Here is a 23,587-nt window from a genome sequence, read left to right as displayed (position 1 = left end):
AGAGGGGCGGGCGCTTGAGCCGAAATGGGCCGAGAGGGATCGAAAGGGACCGCAAGGGGGCGAAAAGGCGTCGAAAAAAAAAGTCGCAAAAAGGGCCGGCCGCGCATCGAGCGCGACCGGCCCCGGGAATGTGCCGCCCCGTGCCTTACGAGGCGGCCGCTTCGTTCGAAGCCGTGCGGTCGCGCACGATCCGCTCGACCTCCGTGAACTGATCGGTCACGTGCTTCGACGGAGCCTTGTCAAGGAGCGACACGATCACGATCGCGGCGATCCCGAAAACGAACCCCGGCAGAATTTCATAGAGCCCGAACCAGGCGAAGTGGTTCCAGACGAGCACCGTCGCGGCACCCGTCACAATCCCCGCGAGTGCCCCGTTGCGGGTCATGCGACGCCACCAGAGGGACATGAGGATGACCGGACCGAACGCGGCGCCGAAGCCCGCCCAGGCGTAGGAAACAAGCGACAGAACGAGGCTCTCCGGATCGCGGGCCATCCAGACGGCGAGGGCCGAAATGAGGAGCACCATCGAGCGTCCCACCCAGACCAATTCGCGCTGCGTCGCCTTCGGGCGCAGGAACGAGCGGTAGAAGTCTTCCGTCAGGGTCGAGGAGCAGACGAGGAGCTGGCAGGAGAGGGTCGACATGACGGCCGCAAGAATGGCAGACATCAGCACGCCCGCAATCCAGGGGTTGAAGAGCACGCCCGAAAGCACGATGAAGACGCGTTCGTGGTTTTCCGTCACGAGCGCTGCCTGATCGACGTGGGCGGCGAAGTAGGCCGAGCCGAAAAAGCCCACGCCCACGGCGCCCGCCAGGCAGAAGAACATCCAGAGGATCCCGACGCGGCGCGCGTTCGGGATGACGGCGATGGAACGCGCGGCCATGAAACGCACGAGAATGTGCGGCTGCCCGAAGTACCCGAGACCCCAGGCAAGGAGGCTCACGATGCCGATGAAATTTTGTCCGCGCATGATGTCGAGCATCGCCGGGTTGACGGTCGCGACGGCATCGGTCGCGCTCGTGAGACCCCCGAGGTCCATCATGACCGCAATCGGCGTCACGATGAGCGCGATGCACATGAGCGCGGCCTGAATCGTGTCGGTCCAGGAAACGGCGAGGAACCCCCCGAAAAAGACATAAAGAATCGTGGCGACGGCCCCGACCCAGAGCGCCGTTTCGTAGGGCATCCCGAAGGTGTTCTCGAAGAGCCGCGCCCCCGCGACGACCCCGGACGCGCAGTAAATCGTGAAGAAGATGAGAATGACGAGCGCGGAAATGATGCGAAGCAGATTCTTCTCGTCTTCGAAGCGGTGCGTGAAGTAGTCGGGCAGTGTGAGCGCGTTGTGGGTCTTTTCCGTATAGACGCGAAGACGCGCGGCAACGAGGTGCCAGTTGAGCCAGGAGCCGAGAATCAGGCCGACGGCAATCCAGGCTTCCGAAATCCCGCTCAGAAAGACGGCGCCGGGCAGCCCCATCAGGAGCCACCCGCTCATGTCCGAGGCGCCCACGGAGAGCGCCGTCACGATGCCGCCGAGCGAGCGGCCGCCGAGGATGTAGTCGGAATAGTTTCGGGTGTAGCGATAGGCGAAGACGCCGACGCCCACCATCAGGACGAGGTACCCGATGAATGTAACGGCAGTGGGATTCGAAAACATGCGATCGTCGTTGTTGTTATGAGTGGCGTGCGATCCGTACGGCGGGCGGCGGGGGACCGCCCCGGGCGGAGTGCGAACGGGCGAAAAAACGGGGCCGAAGCGTATAAACGTCGGCCCCGAAACTTTCAGTATAGGGGCAGACGCTTCGACGCGTTGTCGGAAATCTAGGGAAAACACCGTAGATTTCAAGAAATTCGCGTTCGAAACGACCGTTGCCCCCGGGCGGACTCAGCCGCCGATGTAGCTCATTTCGATTTTCGGGCGGTCGGGGGCGAGCCCGAGCGAGCGCAATTCCGAGTAGCGGTCTTCGCGTGCGCTCCAGATGCGGCCGAGCGCCGTTTCGATTTCTTCGTCCGTGGCGCCGCCGCGCAGCATCGTGCGCAGGTCGTACCCTTGCGTTGCGAAAAGGCAGAGGTAGAGGCGCCCGTCCATCGAGAGCCGGGCGCGGGAGCAGTCGCGGCAGAAGGCCTGCGTGACGGAGCTGATGAGGCCGAATTCGCCCGCGCCGTCGCGGTAGCGCCAGCGCGAAGCGGTTTCGCCCGGGTAGTTGGGGTCGATCGGATCGACCGCCCACCGCTCGGCAATCCGGTCGAGCGTTTCGCGCGAGGGAACAACCTCGGTCATGCGCCAGCCGTTCGAAGTCCCGACGTCCATGTATTCGATGAAGCGGGGAATGACGCCCGTGCCGCGGAAATGTTCGGCGATGCGAACCGTTTCGGCTTCGTTGACGCCGCGCTTCACGACCGTGTTCACCTTCACTTGGAAGCCTTCGGCAAGCGCCGTGTCGATCCCCGCCAACACCTTGGCGGCCGGGAATCCCACGTCGTTGAAGCCCTGGAAGATGTCTTCGTCGATGGCGTCGAGACTCACCGTCACGCGCTTCAAGCCCGCTTCGGCAAGCGCGCGCGCCTTTTTGGCGAGAATCGAGCCGTTCGTCGTCATGGCGATGTCGATCGGCTCGCCCGAGGGCGTACGCAGCGCGGCAAGGCGCTCGACAAGCGTTTCGATGCCGCGGCGCAGGAGCGGCTCCCCGCCCGTGAGGCGCAGCTTCACGACGCCGTTGCGCACGGCGATCGCCGCGAGCCGCTCGATTTCCTCGAAGGTGAGGAGTTCCGTCATCGCGAGAAACCGATGGCGCGAGGTGAAGACCTCTTTAGGCATGCAGTAGCGGCAACGGAAATTGCAGTGGTCCGTCACCGAGATGCGCAGATCGTGCAGGGGACGCCCGAGCCGATCGCGCCAAAAGCCCCCTTCGCGTGTCACGTCGCCCGTTTGCGGGACGGGAAGCGTGCGGATCGCGTTCTCGGCGGGCTCAATCGGAATGGTGCGGGCAACGGCCATGGGCGTAAATCCTTGGGGGTGAATGGGGGCGGATGCCGCTTCGGAGCTTCGGAAAGGGTTCTCCGGCAAGCGACGGGCGAAAGTCGATTGTAGGCGCGAACCCGAGTTGCCGAAAGGCGCCGAAGGAGGGATGGCGCTACCTCTTTCGAATTACACGACGGTCGCCGAGGCGGTCGGGAGACCGAGCACGACCTCCGGGAAGCCGCCTCGCGTCGAGTGTCGGGCTTCGGACGTCAAAGCGGCAGCGTATCCGCGCCTTGCGCCACCGCGCGGTAAAAGTCGTAGCGCGCAGGGTCGATTTCGCCCCGTTCGAGCGCGGCCTTCACCGTGCAGCCCGGCTCCTTCAGGTGACGGCAGTTGAAGAAGCGACAGCCCGAAGCGTGTGCGGCGATGTCGGGCATGGCACGCAGGATGTCGTTCAACGCCAGGTGCGCGAGACCGAACTCCTGAAAGCCCGGCGTGTCGATCACGGCGCCGCGCCAGTCGTCGGCTTCGGCGTCGTACCACCGGGCCGCGGTGGTGGTTTGTTTGCCGAGGTCAAGCGCCTCGGAAAATTCCCGCGTCGCGGCCTGCGCGTGGGGAACGAGCAAATTCAGAATCGTCGACTTCCCCATCCCCGACTGACCGACGAGGAGCGACGCCTTCCCCGTAAGGCGCGGCAGGAGCGTCGAGCGGGTCACGTCGGGCTCGGATTTTGCGGACACTTCGATCACGTCGTGACCGATCGAGCGCAGAAGGTCGATCTGCTTGCGGGCGGCGTCGTTCTCGTCCGGAAGGTCGCACTTGTTGCGAACGACGAGCGCGGGAATACCTGCCTGGTGCGAGGCAAGAAGCGCCTTCCAGATGAACCAGGGGTTGAAGGTCGGGCGCGAGGCGAAAACGATGCAGACGAGATCGATGTTGGCGGCAAGCGTTTTGACGCGCCACTCGTCCGAGCGGTACAGAAGGTTCGCGCGCGGCTCGATCGCTTCGATTGCACAGACGCCCGACGCGGGGGGCGTACAGCGGACGATGTCGCCCACGACGACGTCCCCTTTTTTGCCGCGACGGTGCGCTTCGAAGCGATCGCCCTCGGGGGTCGTGACGAAAAAGTGCCGGCCGTGCGAAGCCGTCACGCGTCCCGTGACGAGCGGCAGCGTCGTTGCGGGTTGCTGATCGGCGCGCCCCCGCGCGTTGCGGGAGCGGTTCTCGGAGAATTTGGGCTTGGCCATCGGTCAGGAATCCTTTGCACCGGGTTGAGAAAGTGCGGTGTCGGCGTTGTTTTTCGCACGGGCGCCGTCGCCTTCTTTGGTTGTTTCGGTTTTTGGGGTTTCGTCGTCTTCGTTGCCTTCTCCATCGGCCTTTTCGGCAGGTACGGAAGGCGTTTTCGGAGGCGTTCGGAGAAGAAAGTCGGGAACCGCCTCGTCCTTCGTCGTTCGGAGGGCGGCCGCGGTGTCGTTTTTGAGGTTGCCCTCGGCCCCCGCGGGATCGTTGCCGACTTCAAGCCCCACGGCGTATCGGCGGTCGTCGAGCGCTTCGTCGACCGTTCTGCGACTTTCAGTTTCTTCCCGCTCTTCCCTTCCGTCGGCAAGCGCCCGCGCGAGCGCGGAGCGCTCGAGAACGGGCCTGTCGAGCTCGGCGAGCAACACCGAAAATCCGTACGGGAAACGCGCTTCGTCGAGCGGCCGACCCTCGGCTTTCGCCCGCGTCAGAATTGCTTCGATGCGCATCCCGGCGTGAGGCCGCCGGTAGTGAAAGAGCGAATAAAGGCGCGAGGGCGCGAGCGTCGTCGCGTAGTCGCGGTGCAGTCGCACGAGAGCTCGCACGAGGTCGTCGGGTCGGGCGACTTGTGCGGCGAACCGATCGGCATCGTACTGCATGAGGCGCGAAAAAAGATTGACGACGGGTCGAAGCGGATAAAAAAGTACGGGGAAGGCCACGATCGCACAGGCGATCATGAAGCCCGCATGCGTGCCGGGGCGATCGAGCGGCACGTCCGCCAAACCGAAGCCCGCATAGAATTCGGGCGAGTCGCCGAACTGCCCCGCCGCCCAAAAGAGGAGCGCCCCCACGAGCGAGAAAAGGACGACGCGCAAAAACGCGTGCCCGTGGCGGATGTGGCCGACGTCGTGCGCGAGAAGCGCAAGGAGTTCGCCGCGCGAGAGGCGCGCGGCCGCGTGTGCGAAGAGTACGACGCGGCGACGCCGCCCGAACCCTGCGAGCACGAGGTGCGAATGGTCCCAGGAGCGGGGACGCGTCATGATGCAAAGGTCCGTCATTTCGATCCCGAGCGCCGCGAGGTAGTCCCGCGCGAGCGCAACGAGCGCCGGATCGTCGACGGGCTTCGCGCGGCGCCCCCAAAAGAGGCCCTTCGCCGTCGAAAAGCCCCAGCGCCACACGAGGTAGAGGACCCAGAGCACCCAGCCCGCAACCCACCAGTATTCGCCCGTCGCTTCAAGAAGCGCCATGAGAACGGCGACGAGCGGCAACGCGACGAGCCAGCCCGCGAGCGTTTCGCGCGCGGTGCGCGCAAGCCACGGTCCGCGCTCGCGTCGCATGTAGCCGTAGCGTTCGGCAACGCGAAAGCGCGCGAACCAGCCGAAGGGAAATTCCAGGAGCGCGGCCGCACCGAGCAGGAGCGCAAGGAGCGTCCACTGCACGACGAGCATGTTCGAGGAGAGCCCCATCGCAAGCGCCGTCAGAAAGGTGAGTCCGTGCCCGAACGTCATGAGAAGCGCGAAGGCCGCGCCGAGAAAGGTGAGAAGAAGCGCCGCCTGCGCCGTTTCGCCCGTGTAGTCGGCCGCTTTGCGGTGCGCCGCTTCGGAGAGTCGTCCGACGAAGGGTTCCGGCAGGTGCCGGGCGGCACGGTCCGCGGCATGGGTCTGCAGCATCGTGAGGACGCATTCGAGGACCACGAAGAGCGCGAGCGCGCCGAGAAAGAGGTGTTCGAAGTTGTTTGCCGAGAGTGTCATGGAACAAGCAGGCGGGCGGCCGGGCGGAACAAAATCGTCCTCGCGGACGATTCCGGAAAAAGTAACTCGAATCCGACATTATCAGGGGTTTTCCGCCCGAAGGTTTTTTCGGACCGCGTTCGGCCTCGTTAGAATGGCGGCACGATGCGGGGGCGCTCGAGCGCTCCCGCGGCGAAGATGCCGTTTAACCCACGAAGAAGGAGCGACTCATGGTCGAAGTTCCTCAGCGCGACCCGTCCTATGCGGACGACAACCTCATCTGGATCGACATGGAAATGACGGGCCTGCAGCCCGAAGTGAACCGCGTGATCGAGGTGGCCGCCATCATCACGGACAAGAACCTCAACATCCTGCACGAGGGCCCCGTCATCGCGATCCGTCAGGACCGCTCGGTGATCGACGGGATGGATGCGTGGAACACCGAAACGCATACGAAGTCGGGCCTTGTGAAGCGCGTGCTGGAGAGCACCGTCGACGAAGAAGAAGCCGCCAAGCGCTTCGTGGAAGTCTTCCGCCGCTTCGTTCCCGAGGGGAAGAGCCCGATGTGCGGTAACACGATCGGTCAGGACCGCCGTTTCATGGCGCGCTGGATGCCCGAAATGGAGCGCTACTTCCACTACCGCTCGATCGACGTCTCGACCCTCAAGGAACTCGCCCGCCGCTGGGCGCCCGACAAGGTCTGGGTTGGCACGAAGTCGACGAAGCACCAGGCCCTCTCCGACATCGCGGAAAGCATCGACGAACTGCGCCACTACCGCCGCACGATTCTCTCGATCTGAGGCACCCCGTCGAATATTCGGATGCCTGTTCGGTCAAAAAACGCGCGGTAATCCTGGAGAAATTCCGTTTTTCTAGGGTAAGCCCCGTAAAGAAAAGTTTCCGGATTCGGCATACTTTGCACAAGCACCGCAACCGTTTGTCAAAGCGGACCCCTTGGAAAGTCTTGACAAACGGAAGAACGGATCGATTGAAAGCGGCCCAGCACCGCGCGCTTTTCGGAGCCCGGGCTCGGACCGCAAAAACAAAACATTAGGAGAGTATCACTATGGGCATTAACGCTTGGATTGCCTTGGTGGTCGTGGGTGTGGCCGTCTGGGCCCTCATCAAACGCTACGAAACGCGTCTCGTGCTGATCGCGTCGGGTCTTTTCCTCTGCATCATTTCCTGGGACCTGATGGGCGGCCTCGACGCCTTTGCCAAATCGATGACGAACTCGAGCCTCGTCATGGCGATCTGCTCGTCGATGGGCTTTGCGTACGTCGCCAAATACACGGGCGCTGACCGCTCGCTCGTTCACTACCTGGCGAGCCCGATTCGCGGCCTCGGTATCTTCCTCATCCCGGTGTGCACGACGATCACCTTCTTCGTGAACATCGCCATTCCTTCGGCCGCGGGCTGCGCCGCCGCCGTCGGTTCGACCCTCATTCCGGTGATGCTCCGTGCGGGCATCAAGCCCGCTGCGGCCGCCGCCGCGGTTCTGGGCGGTACGATCGGTTCGTACCTCTCGCCGGGTACCTCGCACAACCCGTACGTCGCCAACATGGCCAAGATGGACGTCATGGACTTCATTGCCTACCATGCGCCCTACTCCTTCATGATCGGCGCCATCTCGGTGGTCGGCATCCTCATCGTCTGCTTCGTCCTCGGCGACCACAAGGGCTCGACCGAAGCCCGCGTCGACGAATCGAAGCTCCAGAAGAACGAGCCGGACTTCAAGCCCAATCCTCTCAACGCGCTCGTTCCGATCATCCCGATCACGCTTCTTCTCGTCGGCAACATCTGGGTTCCCGCGATGAAGATGGGTGTTGCGCAGGCCATGGTGCTCGGTGCCGTGATCGGCCTCGTCGTCGGTCGCGCCAATCCGCAGAACTTCACGAAGGAATTCTTCAACGGTACGGGCAAGGGCTACGCCGACGTGATGGGCATCATCATCGCCGCCGGCGTCTTCGCCGCCGGCCTTCGCTCCGCGGGCCTCATCGACGCCTTCGTCTCGATGCTCAAGGACTCGAACGACATCGCCCGTTGGGGCGGCTCGATCGGTCCGTGGATCATGGGCGTGATCACCGGCTCGGGCGACGCTGCGACGCTCGCCTTCAACGAAACCGTGACCCCGCACGCGGCCGACTTCGGCATGACGATCGAAGGTCTGGGCGGCCTCGCCTTCCTGACGGGCGCTGCCGGTCGTACGATGTCGCCGATCGCCGGCGTGACGATTCTCGTCTCCGGTATCGCCATGGTGAGCCCGATCGAAGTCGTGAAGCGTACGGCGCTTCCGATGACGGTGGCCGTCATTGCCTGTGCGCTCCTGATGGTCTGATCGGGATTCGCACGACTCCCCGAGTGCGAACGTTCGGGGAGACTCTCTTTGCAAGGGACGATCCGCTTCGCGCGGCTCGTCCCTTCGTCGTTTTTGGGTTTGGATCGGCTCTCGTCGAGCCTCTTCGGCCCCCCGGCGCGCCTTCACTTCGAAAGCCTCCTGCCGTTCGCTCTGCGCGGTGCCTCATCGACCGTCCGCCGAACGTTCGGGCATACGGTTGAGAAAGCGCCTCCCCGAGCAGCGCTGCGCCCTCGAAGCGTCCGTCGTCCGCTTGTCCGAACGGCCCGACGGAGCACCGGGGTTCCCGTCCGAATGCTTCCGACTTGCCGCTCTCAAGCGCTCGAAGACCAAGAAGAATGCCCGCAAAGCCGGAAGCTTCGCGGGCGTTGGGGTGTGAAGTTCGACTTCGCGCAGCGGCGCGACAAGCGACGCTTACGGGGCGTTCGTGCGGTCGTCCGAGGCCGTGCCGGACGTCGTGCCGGAGGAGGGCGGCTCAATCGCCCCGGAAGCCTCTGCGGCTTCGGCGGCTTCGGCACGGTGCACCGGGTACTTGAGCCAGGCCTGGAACATGGCCATGCCGATCGCAAGAAGGAGCGGCCCGAGGATGAGCCCCAGAAATCCGAACGAAATCACCCCGCCGAAAACTCCGAGAAAGACGAGCCCCATGGGGAGGGTCGAGCCGCGGGCGATGAGAAGCGGTCGCACGAGGTTGTCGACGAGTGCCACGACGATCGAGCCCCAGGCGCAGAGGAAAAGCGCCATGCCGACTTCCCCCTTCGTGTAGAGCCAAATCGCAACGGGAATCCACACCAGAGGCGGTCCGATGGGAACAACCGAGACGATGCAGACGGCGCTCGAAAGGAGTAGCACCCCCGGCACCCCTGCAATCCAGAACCCGATCCCCGCCACGACCCCCTGACAGAGTGCGGTCCCGACGATGCCGAGCACGACCGAGCGGGTGGTGTTCGTGAGGATGTCGAGGATTTCGGATTGGATCCCGCCCGAGACGCGTTCGAGCATCGTGGCGATGCGGTCCGAGAACCAGGCGCCGTCGCGGTAGAAGAAAAAGACGATGAAGGTGACGAGCGCGAGCTGCACGAGGCCGTTGCTGACGTTGAGCGCGGTGCCGAGAACGACTTGCGTCGCCGGTTGAATGATCTGCTCGATCGTGTGCCCGAGAGTCGAGGGATCGATGGCCGTCATCACCTGCTCGTAGAGCCACTCGCCCACGTAGGGCGTGTCTTTGACGGCCTGCAAAATGGGCATCGGGTCGCGCACCCAGTCGGCGACGAGCGTCACTGCTTTCGGAATCTGCTGTGCGACGACGAGAAGGAGCACCGAGAGCGGAATGAGGATGACGACGATGATCGCCGTGATCATCAGGAAGGCCGCGGGCGTTGCGGCGTGGCCGAGGGAATTTCGAATCCGCGCGAATAGGGGCCACGTGACGACCGAAAGAATCGCGGCGATCAGGATGGCCGTAAGAAAGGGTTCGACGATGTAGTAGCACCCCACCGCGACCGCTGCGGTAAAAAGAATGCGCAGGAGCAGGTCGAGCCTCTCGTTGAAGGACAGGGACCGCGCGAAATTGAGGGCCGTGTTGCGGTCGAGGGGCGTGCGTGGAGGCGTATCCGTCATGCGTTGCTCGCGAGTTCGGTGGGGATCGAAAGGGAAAGAGGCTTGCCCCCTTTCCCTTTGTGGAGCTTAACGCAGACGGGGCGGCGTATCGAGGGGCACGCACCCGTTCAAGGTGAGGCGCTTCGCGCTCTCGTAGATGGCGTCGATCGCGGCCGTGCGCGTGTAGGTCTTGCGCCAGACCATGATGACGCGGCGGTGCGGCGCCGGATTCTTGAAGGGGATGATGTGAATCGGCGTCGGCAGGCACGAGAGGTACGGAACGGCCGAGGCGGGGAGAACCGTGATGCCGAGACCCTGCGCGACCATGTGGCAGATCGTCTGCAGGGAGGAGCCTTCGACCATGCGGCGGGCCTTGGCTTTCGCCTTCGCTTCGCGGCTCGGGAGGTCGGGGCGGGAGACGGGCTTCCGAAGGTCCGGGCAGACGCCGAGGATCTGGTCGCGGAAGCAGTGGCCCGCACCGAGAAGCAACATCGTCTGATCCTTGAGTTCGTTCGGGCCCACGTAGTTGCGGTTCGCCCACGGGTGATGCGACGGAATCGCCACGACGAAGTCTTCCTGGTAGAGCTCGCGCGTCATGAAGCCCGTGTCGGAAATCGTGTCGGCCATGATGGCGACGTCGAGAAGCCCGGTGCGCAGCTTGTGAAGAAGCTCCGACGTATAGGTCTCCTCGATGTAGAGCGGCATCTTGGGAACGTCGTTCGAGAGTTCGCGAATGAGGGGCGGCAGAAGGTACGGCCCGATCGTGTAGATGACGCCCACGCGCAGCGGACCCGTCAGGGGATCGCGCCCGTTTTCGGCGATTTCGAGAATCCGTTCGGTTTCGGAAATCACGCGCTGGGCCTGCTCGATGATGAGTTCTCCGATGGGCGTGATGGAGATGTCGTTCGCACGGCGTTCGAAGATGCTGACGTTGAGTTCGTCTTCAAGCTTCTTGACGGCAACGGAAAGCGACGGCTGGCTCACGCAGCACCGTTCGGCGGCTCGGCCGAAGTGGCGTTCGCGGGCCACGGCGAGTACGTACTTCAGTTCGGTAAGAGTCATGGCGATGTGAGGTCAAATGGAAAAAGCGTTGTACGAAAAATAAATTCGGCGTGCCCGAGAAACTTCAGGCGGCAAGAAATTCGGCTTTGGCGGAGAACCACCGTCGGGCGTGGGCAAGCGCGCGGTCGCGGTCTTCGCGCAACCACCGCTCGGCTTCGCGTCGTGCGGCTTCAAGGAGCGCCCCGTCCGTTTCCAGATTGGCAAAACGTAGCAAAGGCATCCCCGACTGACGTTCGCCGAGGAATTCCCCGGGACCGCGCAACTGCAAGTCGCGTCGGGCGATTTCGAACCCGTCCGTCGTTTCGCGGATGATCTTGAGGCGCTCGCGCCCGAGTTCGGAGAGTTCGCCCCCGTAAAGCAGGAGACAAGCGCTGCGGGCGGCTCCGCGTCCCACGCGGCCGCGCAACTGGTGCAGCTGTGCGAGTCCGAACCGCTCGGCGTGTTCGATCACCATGAGGGTGGCGTTCGGAACGTCGACACCCACTTCGATCACAGTAGTGGCAACGAGCAAATCGGTTTCCCCGGAAGCGAAAGCGGTCATGACGGCTTCTTTCTCGGGAGCGCTCATCGCACCGTGAAGAAGCGCCACTTTGAGGTCGGGAAGCGCCCGTTGCAGTTCTTCGGCCGCCTGAACGGCGGGCGTCAGGTCGAGAGCTTCGCTTTCTTCGATCAGAGGACAGACCCAGTAGGCCTGGCGTCCTTCCGCAACGACCGCGCGCACAAGCGCAACGACTTCGTTTTTCCGCTCGATCCGAATCGTCTTCGTCGTGACGGGCGTGCGCCCCGGAGGCAACTCGTTGATCACGGACACGTCGAGGTCCGCGAGGTAACTCATCGCCAGCGTGCGCGGAATGGGGGTCGCCGAGAGCATGAGAAGGTGGGGTTTCGCGGCATTCGCATCCGCTTCAACCGTCTCGCCCGATTCGCTCTCAACGCCCGCCGCCCCGTTCGTGCGAAGCGCGAGGCGCTGCGCGACGCCGAAGCGATGCTGTTCGTCGACGATCGCAAGACCGAGGTTTTCAAACCTCACCCCGTCCTGAATGAGGGCGTGGGTCCCCACAACGATGCGCGCTTCGCCCGAGGCGATTTCTTCGAGCGCGCGGCGCTTTTCGGCGGCTTTCAACCGCCCCGTCAACCACGCGGTGCGAATGCCAAGCGGCGTCAACCAATCGACGAGCTTTTTGAAGTGCTGTTCGGCGAGGATTTCGGTCGGGGCCATGAGGGCCGCCTGATAGCCCGCTTCAACGGCGCGAAGGGCGGCCAGCGCCGCGACGACCGTTTTGCCGCTCCCGACGTCCCCCTGCACGAGTCGGTGCATGGGTTCGGGCCGTGCGAGGTCCGAGGCGATTTCCTTCCAGACGCGTTCCTGCGCGCCCGTAAGTGCAAAAGGCAGGTGCTCGCGAAAGCGAACGATGAGGTTCGCGTCCGCCCGGGGCGCGAGCACCAGCGCGACCGCCTTGCGCGCAAGGCGCCGCGTTTCCCCGAGCGAAATCTGCTGCGCGAGGAGTTCGTCGAATTTGAGTCGCTCCCAGTGCGGGTCTGTTCGGTCGCGAAGCGCGTCGGCGGACGCGTCGGCGGGGGGATTGTGGAGGTACTCGAGCGACTCGCGAAGGCGCGGGAGCCCGAGCCGCTCGGTAACGGCGACGGGCACGAGATCTTCGACCTGCAAGTCGAGCATCGCGCGGTCGATGCGCTTGCGAAGCCACTTTTGCTGAATGTTTTCGCCCAAGGGGTAAATCGGGGTGAGCGCCTGCGGGAGGTTGTCCGTGCGACTCACGGGGGGCTTGATCCGGGGATGAACGATTTCAAGACCCCCGCCGAAAGCTTCGCGCGGCTCTCCGAAAACGCGAACGGTTTTACCGGGCTGCAACTGCGACTGAATGCTCGGGTAATAGTGGATGAAGCGCAACTGAAGGCGTCCCGTGCCGTCCGAGAGAATCGCGGAAAACTGCTGACCGCGGGGTGTGGCGACAAAGCCCGAGCGTTCGACGGTTCCCTGCGCCTGCTGCACTTCTCCGGGGTTGAGACGCCCGATCGGCGTGATGCGCGTCTCGTCTTCGTAGCGCAACGGAAGGTGCAGGACGAAGTCCCAGTCGGAAACGAGCCCGAGCTTGCGGAGGCGCTCCGAGAGCGGAGCGAGCTTTTCCTGACGAATGACGCCCGCCGTCCTCCCCGCGGCACCCTTTCGGGGCCGCGCGGCAGAGGTTTCGGACGAAGCCGCGCCGAATTCCTGCGCGTAGCGGGACGTGGAAGTGTGGGTGTTCGCCATGACGATGAAGAGTTGCTCGGGGAGACGAAGGACGGACGACGCTCGGACTTTTCTATCGAAAATCGGTTGCGCGCGCCGTGCGGTCGTACTCAAAACGTAGGTCGAATCGGTATTCTATCGGAAAAAGAACATTGATAGTTAGTGAGGCGATCAACAAAAACTATTGGAAGCAAAAAACGCGTCGGACGCGCGTTTTTCGTGCGGAAAAATCGACCGAGGGGACGACGTTCGATCGGTGCCGCCGCGTGTTGGATACCGTCGAAAGCGGAACTAAGTATTTATGCGTACATACCAAGGAACAAAGGGCCTCGGAGACTTTCTTTTACAAGTCTACGTATTTATCGGGCTATGTCCTATTCCTTTAGAGGTAATTCGAAAGATTTATAGATCGAGCGGGCGAATCGTAGAGTTGCCCGCTAAGCCCCGTCGATGTTGGCTTTGCGGGAAACCGAAGAACCGTTTGTACAGGCCCGCCGAAAGAGGGGGGTTATGTCAAAAGAAGGAGAGAAGATAGGGGTTTCTCCTTATAGGTCCCGAGATGTACGGCGGCTACACTCGGCGCACCTGATGTCGATAAGTTTGGACGCAACAAGGACAAAGGACCTGAAAAAGCCGATTGTCATACGTAAGAATACGTATTTTCAAGAAGGCCTCGTTCGATGGTTCTATCTCGCAGGTGCAAGGTTGCCTTACACTTATGGGTGAAATGTCTTAGATGTCGACACTGTCGTACACGGGCGTTTTCAGTTCGTCTGCGCCGCTTTTAGGAGAACAGCGACTCAGATCGAATTGCCGGGTCGAAAGGCCCGAAAAGGATCCATCGTCGTCGAATCCGCCGCGCGGCCCCGAGCCGCGGAGAGGGTGCGACGAACGAACAGTCCGCCTTGGAGGACGATATCTCTGAAAGGGACTGCACGGTTGGACCGCGTCGGAGACCCCGCGACGAAGGTTGTTCCCTTCTTCGTTTCGGGAAGCCCCTTTGAACGGGCATTGGGCGGCGGAACAACGGTGTGATCGGCGGCTGCGGCGTTTTCGAGCGTTGCGGCGGCTCCAAGTAGGGTGAGTTGTGAGACTGGATGGCTAACCGGGCCGGGGTCCCGGGCGGTCATTCCGCCCGCCGACGGCGGGTTTTCCGAGGATTATCTATGAAAATTATCTACACCGACGTGCTCGTGATCGGTGGTGGTCTTGCCGGTCTGCGTATGGCCGTTGCCGCCAAGCGCCGTGGGCATGACTCGATCGTCCTTTCGCTCGTTCCGCCGAAGCGCAGCCACTCGAAGGCCGCTCAGGGCGGCATGCAGGCTTCCCTCGGTAACGTGATCAAGGGTGCCGGCGACAACGAAGACGTCCATTTCGGCGATACGGTCCGCGGCTCCGACTGGGGTGCCGACCAGGAAGTCGTCCGCATGTTCGTCAACACCTCGCCCAAGGCCGTGCGCGAACTCGCCGCCTGGGGCTGCCCCTGGAGCCGTATCACCCCGGGCGACCGTCAGGTGATCATCAACGGTGAAAAGGTCACGATTACGGAACGCAAGGAAGCCGCCGGCCTCGTCGCCCAGCGCGACTTCGGCGGTACGAAGAAGTGGCGTACGTGCTACGTGTCGGACTGCACGGGCCACGCCATGCTCAACGTCGTTTCCGACCGCATCATCGCCGAACAGGTTCCCGTTATCGAACGCGTCGAAGCGCTCTCGCTCATCCATGACGGCAAGCGTTGCTACGGTGCCATCGTCCGCGACCTGATCACGGGCGAACTCATGGCCTACGTCTCGAAGGCCACTGCCATCGCCACGGGCGGTGCGGGCCGTATCTACCGCGTCACGACGAACGCCGTGATCTGCGACGGCACGGGCTACGACCTCGCGCTCGGCACGGGTGTCGCCACGCTCTCCAACATGGAAGCCATCCAGTTCCACCCGACCGGCATCTTCCCCGCCGGCATTCTCGTGACGGAAGGCTGCCGCGGCGACGGCGGTCTCTTGCGCGACGTCGACGGCCATCGCTTCATGCCGGACGTCGAACCGGAAAAGAAGGAACTCGCCTCGCGCGACGTCGTCTCCCGTCGTATGGAAGAACGCATCGCTCAGGGCAAGGGTGTGAAGAGCCGCTTCGGCGAACACATCTGGCTCGACATCACGCTGCTCGGCGAACACCACATCAAGCACAAGCTGCGCGAAGTCTACGAAATCTGCCACTACTTCCTCGGCGTCGACCCGACGAAGGAATGGGTCCCGGTTCGTCCGGCCCAGCACTACACCATGGGCGGCGTTCGTACGAACCCGACCGGTGAAAGCCCGACGCTCAAGGGTCTCTTTGCCGCGGGCGAAGCCGCGTGCTGGGACATGCACGGCTTCAACCGTCTCGGCGGCAACTCGGTTGCCGAAACGGTCGTCGCGGGCATGATCGTCGGCGAATTCATCGCCGACTTCTGCGACAAGCCCGAAAACGGCATCGACATCCCGACCTCGGTCATCTACGACGCGCTCGCCAAGGAAGAAGCCCGCCTCAAGGCCTTCGTCACGAACGGCGGCAACGAAGACGCCGTCAAGATCCGCACCCGCATGCAGGACATCATGACGACGAAGATCGGTATTTTCCGTCGCGGCTCCGACATGGAAAGCGCCGTTGCCGAGCTCGAAGACCTCTACAAGCGCTCCTTCAACGTGCCCGTCAAGGACGTTGCCGGTCCGAACCCCGAACTCGTCTACGCCTACCGCACGCAGAAGATGCTCCGCGTCGCCCTCACGGTGGCCGCGGGCGCTCTCAACCGCAAGGAATCGCGCGGTGCGCACTTCCGCGAAGACTACCCGGTTCGCGACGACGTGAATTGGCTCAACCGCACGATCGCCACCTGGAAGGAAGGCGACACGCTGCCGACGCTCTCGTACCAGAATCTCGACATCAGCAAGATGGAACTCCCCCCGGGCTTCCGCGGCTACGGTGTCAAGAACTACATCGAGAACCCCGAATCCGCCAAGCGTCAGGCCGAAGTCGACGCGATCCGCGCGAAGATGGAAGCCGAAGGCGCCGACCGCTTCGCCATCCAGAACGCTCTGATGCCGTATCAGCACCTCTTGCCGAAGCGTCTGCTCGGCAAGAACGAACGCATCGACGAACCCCTGAACGATTAATTTGGAGCTGAAAGCTAAATGAGCCAAGTTCAAGAGACCAAAAAGCATCGCATGCTCAAGATCAGCATCCTGCGCTACAACCCGCAGGATCCTGAGAGCGTGCCGCACATGCAGACGTACGAGCTCGAAGAATCCGACTCGATGACCCTCTTCATCGCGCTCAACGAACTGCGCGATCATCAGGATCCGACGCTTCAGTTCGACTTCGTCTGCCGCGCCGGCATCTGCGGCTCGTGCGCCATGATGATCAACGGCAAGCCGGGTCTGGCCTGCCGTACGCTCACCCGCGACCTGCCGACCGAATTCACGCTCGCTCCGCTGCCTGCGTTCGAGCTGATCGGCGACCTTTCGGTCAACACCGGCAAGTGGATGCGCGATATGTCCGAGCGCATGGAAGCCTGGGTGCACATGAAGGAAGAAGAGGTCGACCTTCGCAAGAAGGAAGTCCCGATGGATCCGCAGCTCGCCGAAGACATCTACGTGCTCGACCGTTGCGTCGAATGCGGTTGCTGTATCGCCGGTTGCGGTACGGTCCGCATCCGCCCGGACTTCGTGGGCGGCGTGGGCATCAACAAGATCGCCCGCTTCCGTCTCGACCCGCGCGACGACCGCAACGACGCCGACTACTACGAAGTGATCGGCGACGACTCGGGCGTCTTCGGCTGCATGTCGCTGCTTGCCTGCCACGACTTCTGCCCGAAGGATCTTCCCCTGAAGACCCAGATCGCGTTCATTCGTCGTAAGATGGCTGAACAGGGTATGCGCGGCTACGACAAGGTTTTGCCGAGCCCCCATAAAAAGGCTATCCCCATCAAGCCGATTAAGCAGTAATATATAGCCGTTACCGCCTTCGGGACCTCTTAAGGGTTACCTCCTACGAGGTAGGACAAAGAGGTCCCGGACGGAAACGGCTCAACCGGAACCTGATTGGAGGACCAAACCGAGGGAAAGTTCCCGCGGTACCGATCAGGGGATTTCAATGGTGGCGAGAAGCATCGCCGGCCGACAAAACGACCAGACTTCCGCCGCCGGGATTTTTTGAGGAGCAAAAAAATGTCCCGTATTGAAAGCGACTTCCTTGGCGAACTCGAGATTCCTGATGACGTCTACTACGGCGTCCAGACGATGCGCGGCAAGCAGAATTTCCACATCACGGAAATGCCGATGTCCCAGGAACCGTTCTTCGCGATCGCCTACGGCTACGTGAAGAAGGCCGCCGCGATGGCCAACAAGGAACTCGGCTGCATCCCGGCCGACGTCGCCGACGCTCTCATCTGGGCTTCCGAACAGCTCATCGCCGGCAAGTACAACGACCAGTTCGTCACCGACTGGCTCCAGGGCGGTGCCGGTACGTCGACCAACATGAACTGCAACGAAGTGATTTGCAACCTCGCTTGCGAACACCTCGGCCTCGCCAAGGGCGACAAGAAGGTCTCCCCGAACGACCACGCCAACTTCGGCCAGTCGACGAACGACACCTACCCGACCGCTCTTCACCTCTCGCTCATCCTTCGCAGCCGCGTGCTCGTGAAGGCCGTTGAAGACCTCCGCGACGCCTTCTACCGCAAGGCTGAAGAAACGAAGGGCGTGCTCAAGATGGGCCGTACGCACCTTCAGGACGCCGTCCCGATGTCCTTCGGCCAGGAATTCCACGGCTGGGGCAAGACGATCGAAGACGAACTGACGATCATCCGCGAAGCTCAGGAACACCTCAAGGTCGTCAACCTCGGCGCCACCGCCATCGGCACGACCGTTACGGCTCACCCGGAATACCCGGCCCTCGCCGTCAAGTACCTTGCTGAAATCACCGGCATCGACTTCAAGAACAGCGACGACCTGATCGCCGCGACGTCCGACTGCGGCTCCTACGTGGCCCTCTCGTCCGCCGTCAAGAGCCTCGCCGTCAAGCTCACGAAGGTCTGCAACGACCTCCGTCTCCTTGCTTCCGGTCCGCGTACGGGTCTCTCCGAACTCGTTCTGCCGCAGCTCCAGCCCGGTTCCTCGATCATGCCGGGCAAGGTCAATCCGGTTATCCCCGAAGTCACGAACCAGGCTTCGTTCCTCGCCATCGGTCTCGACACGACGGTCATGCTCGCCGCTTCCGCCGGCCAGCTCGAACTGAACGTTATGGAACCGGTGATCACGTTCGCGCTCTACATGCAGATGAAGGTCATGACCAACGCCTGCAACGCGCTGCGTGAAAAGTGCATCGACGGCATCGTCGTCAATGCCGACCGCTGCAAGGACCTCGTCATGGGTTCGCTCGGCATCGTGACCCTCTTGAAGCCGCACTTCGGCTACAAGCCCTGCGCCAACGTCGCTCGCGAAGGCTTCCTTACCGGCAAGTCGCTCCATCAGCTCGTTGTCGAAGAAAAGGGCATGATGACCCAGGAACAGTGGGACAAGACCTTCACGTACGAAAACCTGATCAACCCGAAGTTCGAAAAGTAATCGTATGAGAAAAGCCGTCGCCCTTCGACCAAGGGCGACGGTCTTGTTTCACCGCCGCCGTCGGGGCAGCCCGCCGGCGGCAAAAAGGCAGGGTCCTCGGAAAAACCCACCCGTTTTTTCGTCGACCCGTTGCGGAGCGTTTCCCGACACAAAGCGCTTCGCATGAGAGAGGAAATATTTCAACTACTTATCTGGAGTGATCATGGACCTCATGCTTATTCTTCAGATCATCGTGCTTCTCGGCGCGATCTTCTTGGGCGTTCGCCTCGGCGGCATCGGTATCGGTTATGCCGGCGGCGCGGGCGTGCTTATTCTCGGTCTCTTCCTCGGCATGAAGCCGGGTAACATTCCCTGGGACGTGATCCTGATCATCGCGTCGGTGATCTCGGCCATTTCCGCCATGCAGCTCGCGGGCGGTCTCGACTACCTCGTTCGCATCGCCGAACGCATCCTTCGTGCCAACCCGAAGTACATCAACTACCTCGCCCCGGTTGTCACGTACGTCCTGACGATCTTCGCCGGTACCGGCCACACCGCCTTCTCGATGATCCCGGTTATCGTTGAAGTGTCGAAGGAACAGCACATCCGTCCGTGCGTGCCTCTGTCGATCGCCGTCGTGGCTTCGCAGATCGCCATTACGGCCTCGCCGGTTTCCGCCGCCGTGATCTACATGTCGGGCGTTCTCGAAGGCTTCGGCTGGTCCTACCCCGCTCTGCTCGGTATCTGGATCGTGACGACGTTCGTCGGCTGCATGCTCACCGCCTTCATCATGACGCTCATCTCCAATATGGACCTCGACAGCGATCCGGTCTATATGGAACGTCTCGCCAAGGGCCTCGTGAACCAGACCGCCGCCAAGACGACGGAAACGCCGCTCAAGCCCTATGCCAAGCTCTCCGTTCTCATCTTCCTCATCGGCGTTATCGCCGTGGTGCTCTATGCCTCCGCGATCTCGCCCGCTGTCGGTCTGATTGAAAACGTTGTTGTCGGCCGCGACGCCGCCATCATGAGCCTCATGCTCCTCGTTGGCATGTTCACGACCATCCTCTGCAAGATCGAAATCGGTCGCATCGCCGATACGAGCGTCTTCAAGTCCGGTATGGTTGCCATCGTCTGCGTGCTCGGCGTGGCCTGGCTCGGTGACACGTTCGTCTCCGGTCATGCCAACGAAATCAAGGAATTCGCTGCGACGACCGTTGCCGCTTACCCGGCCCTCCTCGCCGTGATCTTCTTCTTCGCCGCCATGCTCCTTTACTCGCAGGCTGCTACCGCCAAGGCCATCACGCCGGCCGTCGTTGCCGCCCTCGGCATCACGGCTGCGAACCCCGGTGACTCCTACATGCTCGTCGCCACGTTCGCTGCGGTTTCCGCCCTGTTCGTTCTGCCGACCTACCCGACGCTGCTCGGCGCGGTCCAGATGGACTACACGGGTACCACCCGCATCGGCAAGTGGGTCTTCAACCACTCCTTCTTCATCCCGGGCGTTCTCGCCATCGTTCTGAGCGTTGCTCTCGGCTTCCTCGCCTGCATGTTCATCTAACGAGGGATGATGCACCGATCGGACTCTGAGTCCGATCGTGCGATTCAATCGCGAAAGCCCCCGATCTTCGGACCGGGGGCTTTTCTTATGCGGTCCACTCGCAAAACCCGTTCGAAATCCGAGCGACTCCGAACCGGGACGCGTCGGCATACCTCGACGGCGTGCGCGACCGCACAAGGCGACCCTCGGACGAACCTCGGGCGCTCCAAGCGGATTGCGTCAAGGCTGAGGGCTCAACGGGAGGAACGGGGGGAACCGACGGCGCCGCGCTCCCGGGCTGCGTACGGACGCCGCGAGGCGTGAAGGAGGGTGGAGAAGGACGAAGAAGGGCGGATGCCGTACGGCTGCGTTCGGCGCACACCCGGCGTCTCCCGGACCGAACGGAAGGCGAGAAGAGGGGGCCGAGTCGCTGCGCCCGGTTGTTTCGGCATGCGTTCCGGGCCCTACGAAAAATTTTTTAGGATTTTTGATTTCGGACCCTTGACAACTTCGAAAATCCACGTATAATTCGTCTTCTCAGTTGCGGGAGTAGCTCAGTTGGTAGAGCGCAACCTTGCCAAGGTTGAGGTCGCGAGTTCGAGACTCGTCTCCCGCTCCATGAAAATGGCGCGATAGCAAAGTGGCTATGCACCGGATTGCAAATCCGTTCACGGCGGTTCGATTCCGCCTCGCGCCTCCAGAAATGCGGGAGTAGCTCAGTTGGTAGAGCGCAACCTTGCCAAGGTTGAGGTCGCGAGTTCGAGACTCGTCTCCCGCTCCAGAATTCAAATGGAAAGGGGAGAAACGCATCTGTTTCTCTCCTTTTTTCATGGGCGTTGCCCGTCCTCGAGTGACGAAATTGGTAGACGTAGCGGACTTAAAATCCGCCGCCCGTTAGGGCGTACGGGTTCGATTCCCGTCTCGAGGACCACCGAACGTGGAGCCGGAGCTTCGGAAAGTTCCGGCTCTTTCTTTTTCCGGAGAAGCCGTGCGACGAGCGACGTGCTGCGGATGCCGAGGAAGAGCATGCGTTCTGAGGGCCGTACCATCGACGCGCTCGGGTGCGGCCGTCACGTCGCGGTCGGGTTTCTTCCGGCTTTTCGAAGGGCAGAGAGGCCCGAGAAAAGGCCGGGAGCGAAAAAACTTTTTTTTGAACTTTTTTCATTTTGCTCTTGACAAAACGAAAAGCTCATGTATAATTCAAATTCTTCGCAGGACAGATGTGATGCGGGAGTAGCTCAGTTGGTAGAGCGCAACCTTGCCAAGGTTGAGGTCGCGAGTTCGAGACTCGTCTCCCGCTCCAAATCCTTTTTCGGATTCATCATTCCTCCTACGACGCGCGGGAGTAGCTCAGTTGGTAGAGCGCAACCTTGCCAAGGTTGAGGTCGCGAGTTCGAGACTCGTCTCCCGCTCCAGATTTTCAGAAAGAGGGAGGTCGAAAGACTTCCCTCTTTCCTTATCGGCTTGCGCAACACGGTTTTCAAAAAAATCGTGTCGTGCAGCTGATAAAGTGCGGCGCTTTTGCTAAAATTCGCCACTTTCCGTTCGGGCGCCTCGGTGCTTGACGGACCCCATTTCCGGAAGTCCGTGGCTGAGTCTACGAGTGCTCGGCGCGGACATGCTCAACATCACTCGTATATCACGTGGGGTTTGCCATGGCTGTTCAGCAGAACAAGAAATCCACCAGCAAGCGCGGTAATCACCGTGCTCACGACTTTTTGACCAATCCGCCCACCGCGATCGAAGCGACGACCGGTGAAGTGCATCGCCGTCACCACATCAGCCCGACCGGTTACTACCGCGGCAAGAAGGTGATCGCCACCAAGGCCGACGAATAATTTCGCGGTCGGCACCTTTGGCGGGAACAAGAAGCTTCCTCCTGCGGTGCCCGAGCTCGTACGGCTCTTTCCGCAACGCTTTGCGCGTTAAGGCCAAAGACTGTTGCAGTCCCCCACGGCGAGTGGCAGTGCCTCTCGCGTGAAGGGTTCCGGAGAGCAGAGCGCTACGAGCGGCGGCTTCGGGGAGTGTTTCCGAACAGAGGTCGAAAAGCCGAAGAAAAAGGGGATCCGAGAGGGTCCCTTTTTTCATTTGGCTTTTCCGAAAGCTCCGTCGCGGGAGCGCAAGATTTGGTTACGCGTTGGGGCCAAACGGATGAGTCGGGGCGCTCGGTCGGAGCGCTTCGCCGCGGTATGATCCCCGCAACGAAAGAAATCCCCGAATACGCCGGAACGGGACGACCCCGTTCCTCAAGGAGACGGACATGTACTCACGCATTCTTGCCACGGGCTCGGCTCTGCCCGCCCGACGAGTGACGAACGACGATCTCGCCGCAGAACTTGCGCGCGAGGGCATCGAAACGAACGACGAATGGATCCGCACGCGCACCGGCATTGAGTCGCGCTACTTCGCGGACCCCGCCGCCGGGGAGTCCACCACGAGCCTTGCGGTGGCGGCCGCGCGCGACGCGCTTTCGGCCTCGGGGCTTGCCGCTTCCGACATCGACCTTATCATCGTCGCGACGACTACGCCCGACATGGTCTTTCCGTCCGTGGCCGCGCACGTTCAGGCGGCGCTCGGCGCCGCAGGCTGTGCGGCTTTCGACGTGCAGGCGGTGTGTGCGGGCTTTATCTACGCTCTGAACGCCGCGGACGCGATGCTGCGCGCGGGTCCTTACCGTGCGGCGATCGTGATCGGCGCCGAGACGCTCTCGCGCGTGATCGACATGAAGGACCGCTCGACCTGCGTTCTTTTCGGTGACGGGGCGGGTTCGGTCGTGCTGCAGGCTTCGAGCGACCCGGGCGTTTTGGCCGCCCGCATGTACGCCGACGGCCGCTACGACGAAACCGTGCTCGGCCTCAATGCGCGCATCGAACACGGTCGCACGGCGGGCGACCCTTTCATTCGCATGGACGGCCGCCAGGTCTTCAAGCTTGCGGTCGAAGGGTTGACCGAAAGTGCCCGCGAAGTGGCGAATCTCGCCTGCGTCAAAACCGAAGACGTGGCGCTGTTCGTCCCGCACCAGGCGAACCTTCGCATCATGTCGATGGTCGCGAAAAAGCTCGGCATTCCCGAAGAGCGTATGGTGAAGACCGTGGCCGAACACGGGAACACGTCGGCCGCTTCGGTGCCGCTCGCTCTGGACCGTGCGGCGAAGTCGGGCATGGTTCGCCCGGGCGAACTCGTCCTTTTGCAGGCGGTCGGTGCGGGCATGGCCTGGGGGTCGGCGCTCGTGCGTTGGTAATTTCCCCTTTTTCGAAGATCGATAGCCTTCTTGC

The 23,587-nt window shown here is 62.2% G+C and carries 15 protein-coding genes and 6 tRNA genes; 14 read left to right on the top strand and 7 right to left on the bottom strand.

Annotated features, from left to right (window positions below; translation table 11 throughout):
- Positions 1-145 precede the first annotated feature (145 nt).
- From putP to S6FBBBH3_RS09845, 4 genes are all read right to left on the bottom strand, one after another.
- Entirely contained in the window at positions 146-1,654 is a 1,509-nt protein-coding gene (gene putP / locus S6FBBBH3_RS09860; protein WP_120177569.1) for a sodium/proline symporter PutP, read from the bottom strand.
- Positions 1,655-1,882: 228 nt separating this feature from the next.
- On the bottom strand, positions 1,883-2,995 hold the full coding sequence (gene moaA, locus S6FBBBH3_RS09855; protein ID WP_120177568.1) for a GTP 3',8-cyclase MoaA: 1,113 nt from the start codon (positions 2,993-2,995) through the stop codon (positions 1,883-1,885).
- 233 nt (positions 2,996-3,228) lie between these two features.
- Positions 3,229-4,206 (bottom strand): ribosome small subunit-dependent GTPase A, encoded by a 978-nt coding sequence (rsgA, locus tag S6FBBBH3_RS09850; protein WP_120177567.1) that lies wholly within the window; start codon positions 4,204-4,206, stop codon positions 3,229-3,231.
- Positions 4,207-4,209: 3 nt separating this feature from the next.
- On the bottom strand, positions 4,210-5,946 hold the full coding sequence (locus S6FBBBH3_RS09845; protein WP_120177566.1) for a M48 family metalloprotease: 1,737 nt from the start codon (positions 5,944-5,946) through the stop codon (positions 4,210-4,212).
- Positions 5,947-6,155: 209 nt separating this feature from the next.
- Here S6FBBBH3_RS09845 and orn point away from each other — a divergent pair, with 209 nt between their 5' ends.
- Together orn and dcuC are read left to right on the top strand one after the other, a co-directional pair.
- Positions 6,156-6,725: an oligoribonuclease gene (gene orn / locus S6FBBBH3_RS09840; protein ID WP_120177565.1), complete on the top strand. Its 570-nt coding sequence runs from the start codon at positions 6,156-6,158 to the stop codon at positions 6,723-6,725.
- A 266-nt stretch (positions 6,726-6,991) separates the two neighbouring features.
- Positions 6,992-8,263 (top strand): C4-dicarboxylate transporter DcuC, encoded by a 1,272-nt coding sequence (gene dcuC, locus S6FBBBH3_RS09835; protein ID WP_120177564.1) that lies wholly within the window; start codon positions 6,992-6,994, stop codon positions 8,261-8,263.
- 432 nt (positions 8,264-8,695) lie between these two features.
- Here dcuC and S6FBBBH3_RS09825 read toward each other — a convergent pair whose 3' ends face one another.
- From S6FBBBH3_RS09825 to recG, 3 genes are all read right to left on the bottom strand, one after another.
- Positions 8,696-9,901, bottom strand: coding sequence for an AI-2E family transporter (locus S6FBBBH3_RS09825; RefSeq protein WP_120177562.1), 1,206 nt, complete (start codon positions 9,899-9,901; stop codon positions 8,696-8,698).
- Between the two features lie 66 nt (positions 9,902-9,967).
- Positions 9,968-10,942 carry a LysR substrate-binding domain-containing protein gene (locus tag S6FBBBH3_RS09820; protein WP_120177561.1) on the bottom strand — a complete coding sequence of 325 codons (975 nt, stop codon included), beginning with the start codon at positions 10,940-10,942 and terminating at the stop codon, positions 9,968-9,970.
- Between the two features lie 64 nt (positions 10,943-11,006).
- A complete protein-coding gene (recG, locus tag S6FBBBH3_RS09815) occupies positions 11,007-13,211 on the bottom strand; it encodes an ATP-dependent DNA helicase RecG (protein ID WP_120177560.1) in 2,205 nt (734 codons plus the stop codon).
- Positions 13,212-14,356: 1,145 nt separating this feature from the next.
- Between recG and S6FBBBH3_RS09810 the strand changes: the two genes are divergently transcribed.
- The 12 genes from S6FBBBH3_RS09810 to S6FBBBH3_RS09755 all read left to right on the top strand — a co-directional run bounded on the left by S6FBBBH3_RS09810 (position 14,357) and on the right by S6FBBBH3_RS09755 (position 23,553).
- A complete protein-coding gene (locus S6FBBBH3_RS09810) occupies positions 14,357-16,342 on the top strand; it encodes a fumarate reductase flavoprotein subunit (RefSeq protein WP_120177559.1) in 1,986 nt (661 codons plus the stop codon).
- A gap of 18 nt (positions 16,343-16,360) precedes the next feature.
- The gene (locus S6FBBBH3_RS09805) at positions 16,361-17,173 is read left to right on the top strand and encodes a fumarate reductase iron-sulfur subunit (RefSeq protein ID WP_120177558.1); all 813 of its coding nucleotides are present in this window, start codon (positions 16,361-16,363) and stop codon (positions 17,171-17,173) included.
- A 222-nt stretch (positions 17,174-17,395) separates the two neighbouring features.
- Positions 17,396-18,793, top strand: coding sequence for an aspartate ammonia-lyase (locus S6FBBBH3_RS09800; RefSeq protein WP_120177557.1), 1,398 nt, complete (start codon positions 17,396-17,398; stop codon positions 18,791-18,793).
- A 202-nt stretch (positions 18,794-18,995) separates the two neighbouring features.
- Positions 18,996-20,333: an anaerobic C4-dicarboxylate transporter gene (locus S6FBBBH3_RS09795; RefSeq protein WP_120177556.1), complete on the top strand. Its 1,338-nt coding sequence runs from the start codon at positions 18,996-18,998 to the stop codon at positions 20,331-20,333.
- A gap of 522 nt (positions 20,334-20,855) precedes the next feature.
- Positions 20,856-20,931 (top strand) — tRNA-Gly (locus S6FBBBH3_RS09790).
- A gap of 7 nt (positions 20,932-20,938) precedes the next feature.
- A tRNA-Cys gene (locus tag S6FBBBH3_RS09785) sits at positions 20,939-21,012 on the top strand.
- 5 nt (positions 21,013-21,017) lie between these two features.
- A tRNA-Gly gene (locus S6FBBBH3_RS09780) sits at positions 21,018-21,093 on the top strand.
- Positions 21,094-21,156: 63 nt separating this feature from the next.
- Positions 21,157-21,243, top strand: a tRNA-Leu gene (locus S6FBBBH3_RS09775).
- 296 nt (positions 21,244-21,539) lie between these two features.
- Positions 21,540-21,615, top strand: a tRNA-Gly gene (locus tag S6FBBBH3_RS09770).
- Between the two features lie 36 nt (positions 21,616-21,651).
- Positions 21,652-21,727 (top strand) — tRNA-Gly (locus S6FBBBH3_RS09765).
- Between the two features lie 240 nt (positions 21,728-21,967).
- Positions 21,968-22,150, top strand: a complete 183-nt coding sequence (rpmF, locus tag S6FBBBH3_RS09760; protein ID WP_120177555.1) for a 50S ribosomal protein L32 — start codon at positions 21,968-21,970, stop codon at positions 22,148-22,150.
- 422 nt (positions 22,151-22,572) lie between these two features.
- Complete coding sequence (locus S6FBBBH3_RS09755; protein WP_120177554.1) at positions 22,573-23,553, top strand: beta-ketoacyl-ACP synthase III; 981 nt, start codon at positions 22,573-22,575, stop codon at positions 23,551-23,553.
- The last annotated feature ends 34 nt before the right edge of the window (positions 23,554-23,587 follow it).

Source organism: Sutterella megalosphaeroides, assembly GCF_003609995.1.
Lineage (GTDB): Bacteria > Pseudomonadota > Gammaproteobacteria > Burkholderiales > Burkholderiaceae_F > Sutterella > Sutterella megalosphaeroides.
This window is presented reverse-complemented; position numbering and strand designations above follow the sequence as displayed.

Bases quoted from the DNA above. Each gene is read 5' to 3' on its own strand.
- putP (WP_120177569.1), bottom strand. From the start codon at position 1,654: ATGTTTTCGAATCCCACTGCCGTTACATTCATCGGGTACCTCGTCCTG.
- moaA (WP_120177568.1), bottom strand. From the start codon at position 2,995: ATGGCCGTTGCCCGCACCATTCCGATTGAGCCCGCCGAGAACGCGATC.
- rsgA (WP_120177567.1), bottom strand. From the start codon at position 4,206: ATGGCCAAGCCCAAATTCTCCGAGAACCGCTCCCGCAACGCGCGGGGG.
- S6FBBBH3_RS09845 (WP_120177566.1), bottom strand. From the start codon at position 5,946: ATGACACTCTCGGCAAACAACTTCGAACACCTCTTTCTCGGCGCGCTC.
- orn (WP_120177565.1), top strand. From the start codon at position 6,156: ATGGTCGAAGTTCCTCAGCGCGACCCGTCCTATGCGGACGACAACCTC.
- dcuC (WP_120177564.1), top strand. From the start codon at position 6,992: ATGGGCATTAACGCTTGGATTGCCTTGGTGGTCGTGGGTGTGGCCGTC.
- S6FBBBH3_RS09825 (WP_120177562.1), bottom strand. From the start codon at position 9,901: ATGACGGATACGCCTCCACGCACGCCCCTCGACCGCAACACGGCCCTC.
- S6FBBBH3_RS09820 (WP_120177561.1), bottom strand. From the start codon at position 10,942: ATGACTCTTACCGAACTGAAGTACGTACTCGCCGTGGCCCGCGAACGC.
- recG (WP_120177560.1), bottom strand. From the start codon at position 13,211: ATGGCGAACACCCACACTTCCACGTCCCGCTACGCGCAGGAATTCGGC.
- S6FBBBH3_RS09810 (WP_120177559.1), top strand. From the start codon at position 14,357: ATGAAAATTATCTACACCGACGTGCTCGTGATCGGTGGTGGTCTTGCC.
- S6FBBBH3_RS09805 (WP_120177558.1), top strand. From the start codon at position 16,361: ATGAGCCAAGTTCAAGAGACCAAAAAGCATCGCATGCTCAAGATCAGC.
- S6FBBBH3_RS09800 (WP_120177557.1), top strand. From the start codon at position 17,396: ATGTCCCGTATTGAAAGCGACTTCCTTGGCGAACTCGAGATTCCTGAT.
- S6FBBBH3_RS09795 (WP_120177556.1), top strand. From the start codon at position 18,996: ATGGACCTCATGCTTATTCTTCAGATCATCGTGCTTCTCGGCGCGATC.
- rpmF (WP_120177555.1), top strand. From the start codon at position 21,968: ATGGCTGTTCAGCAGAACAAGAAATCCACCAGCAAGCGCGGTAATCAC.
- S6FBBBH3_RS09755 (WP_120177554.1), top strand. From the start codon at position 22,573: ATGTACTCACGCATTCTTGCCACGGGCTCGGCTCTGCCCGCCCGACGA.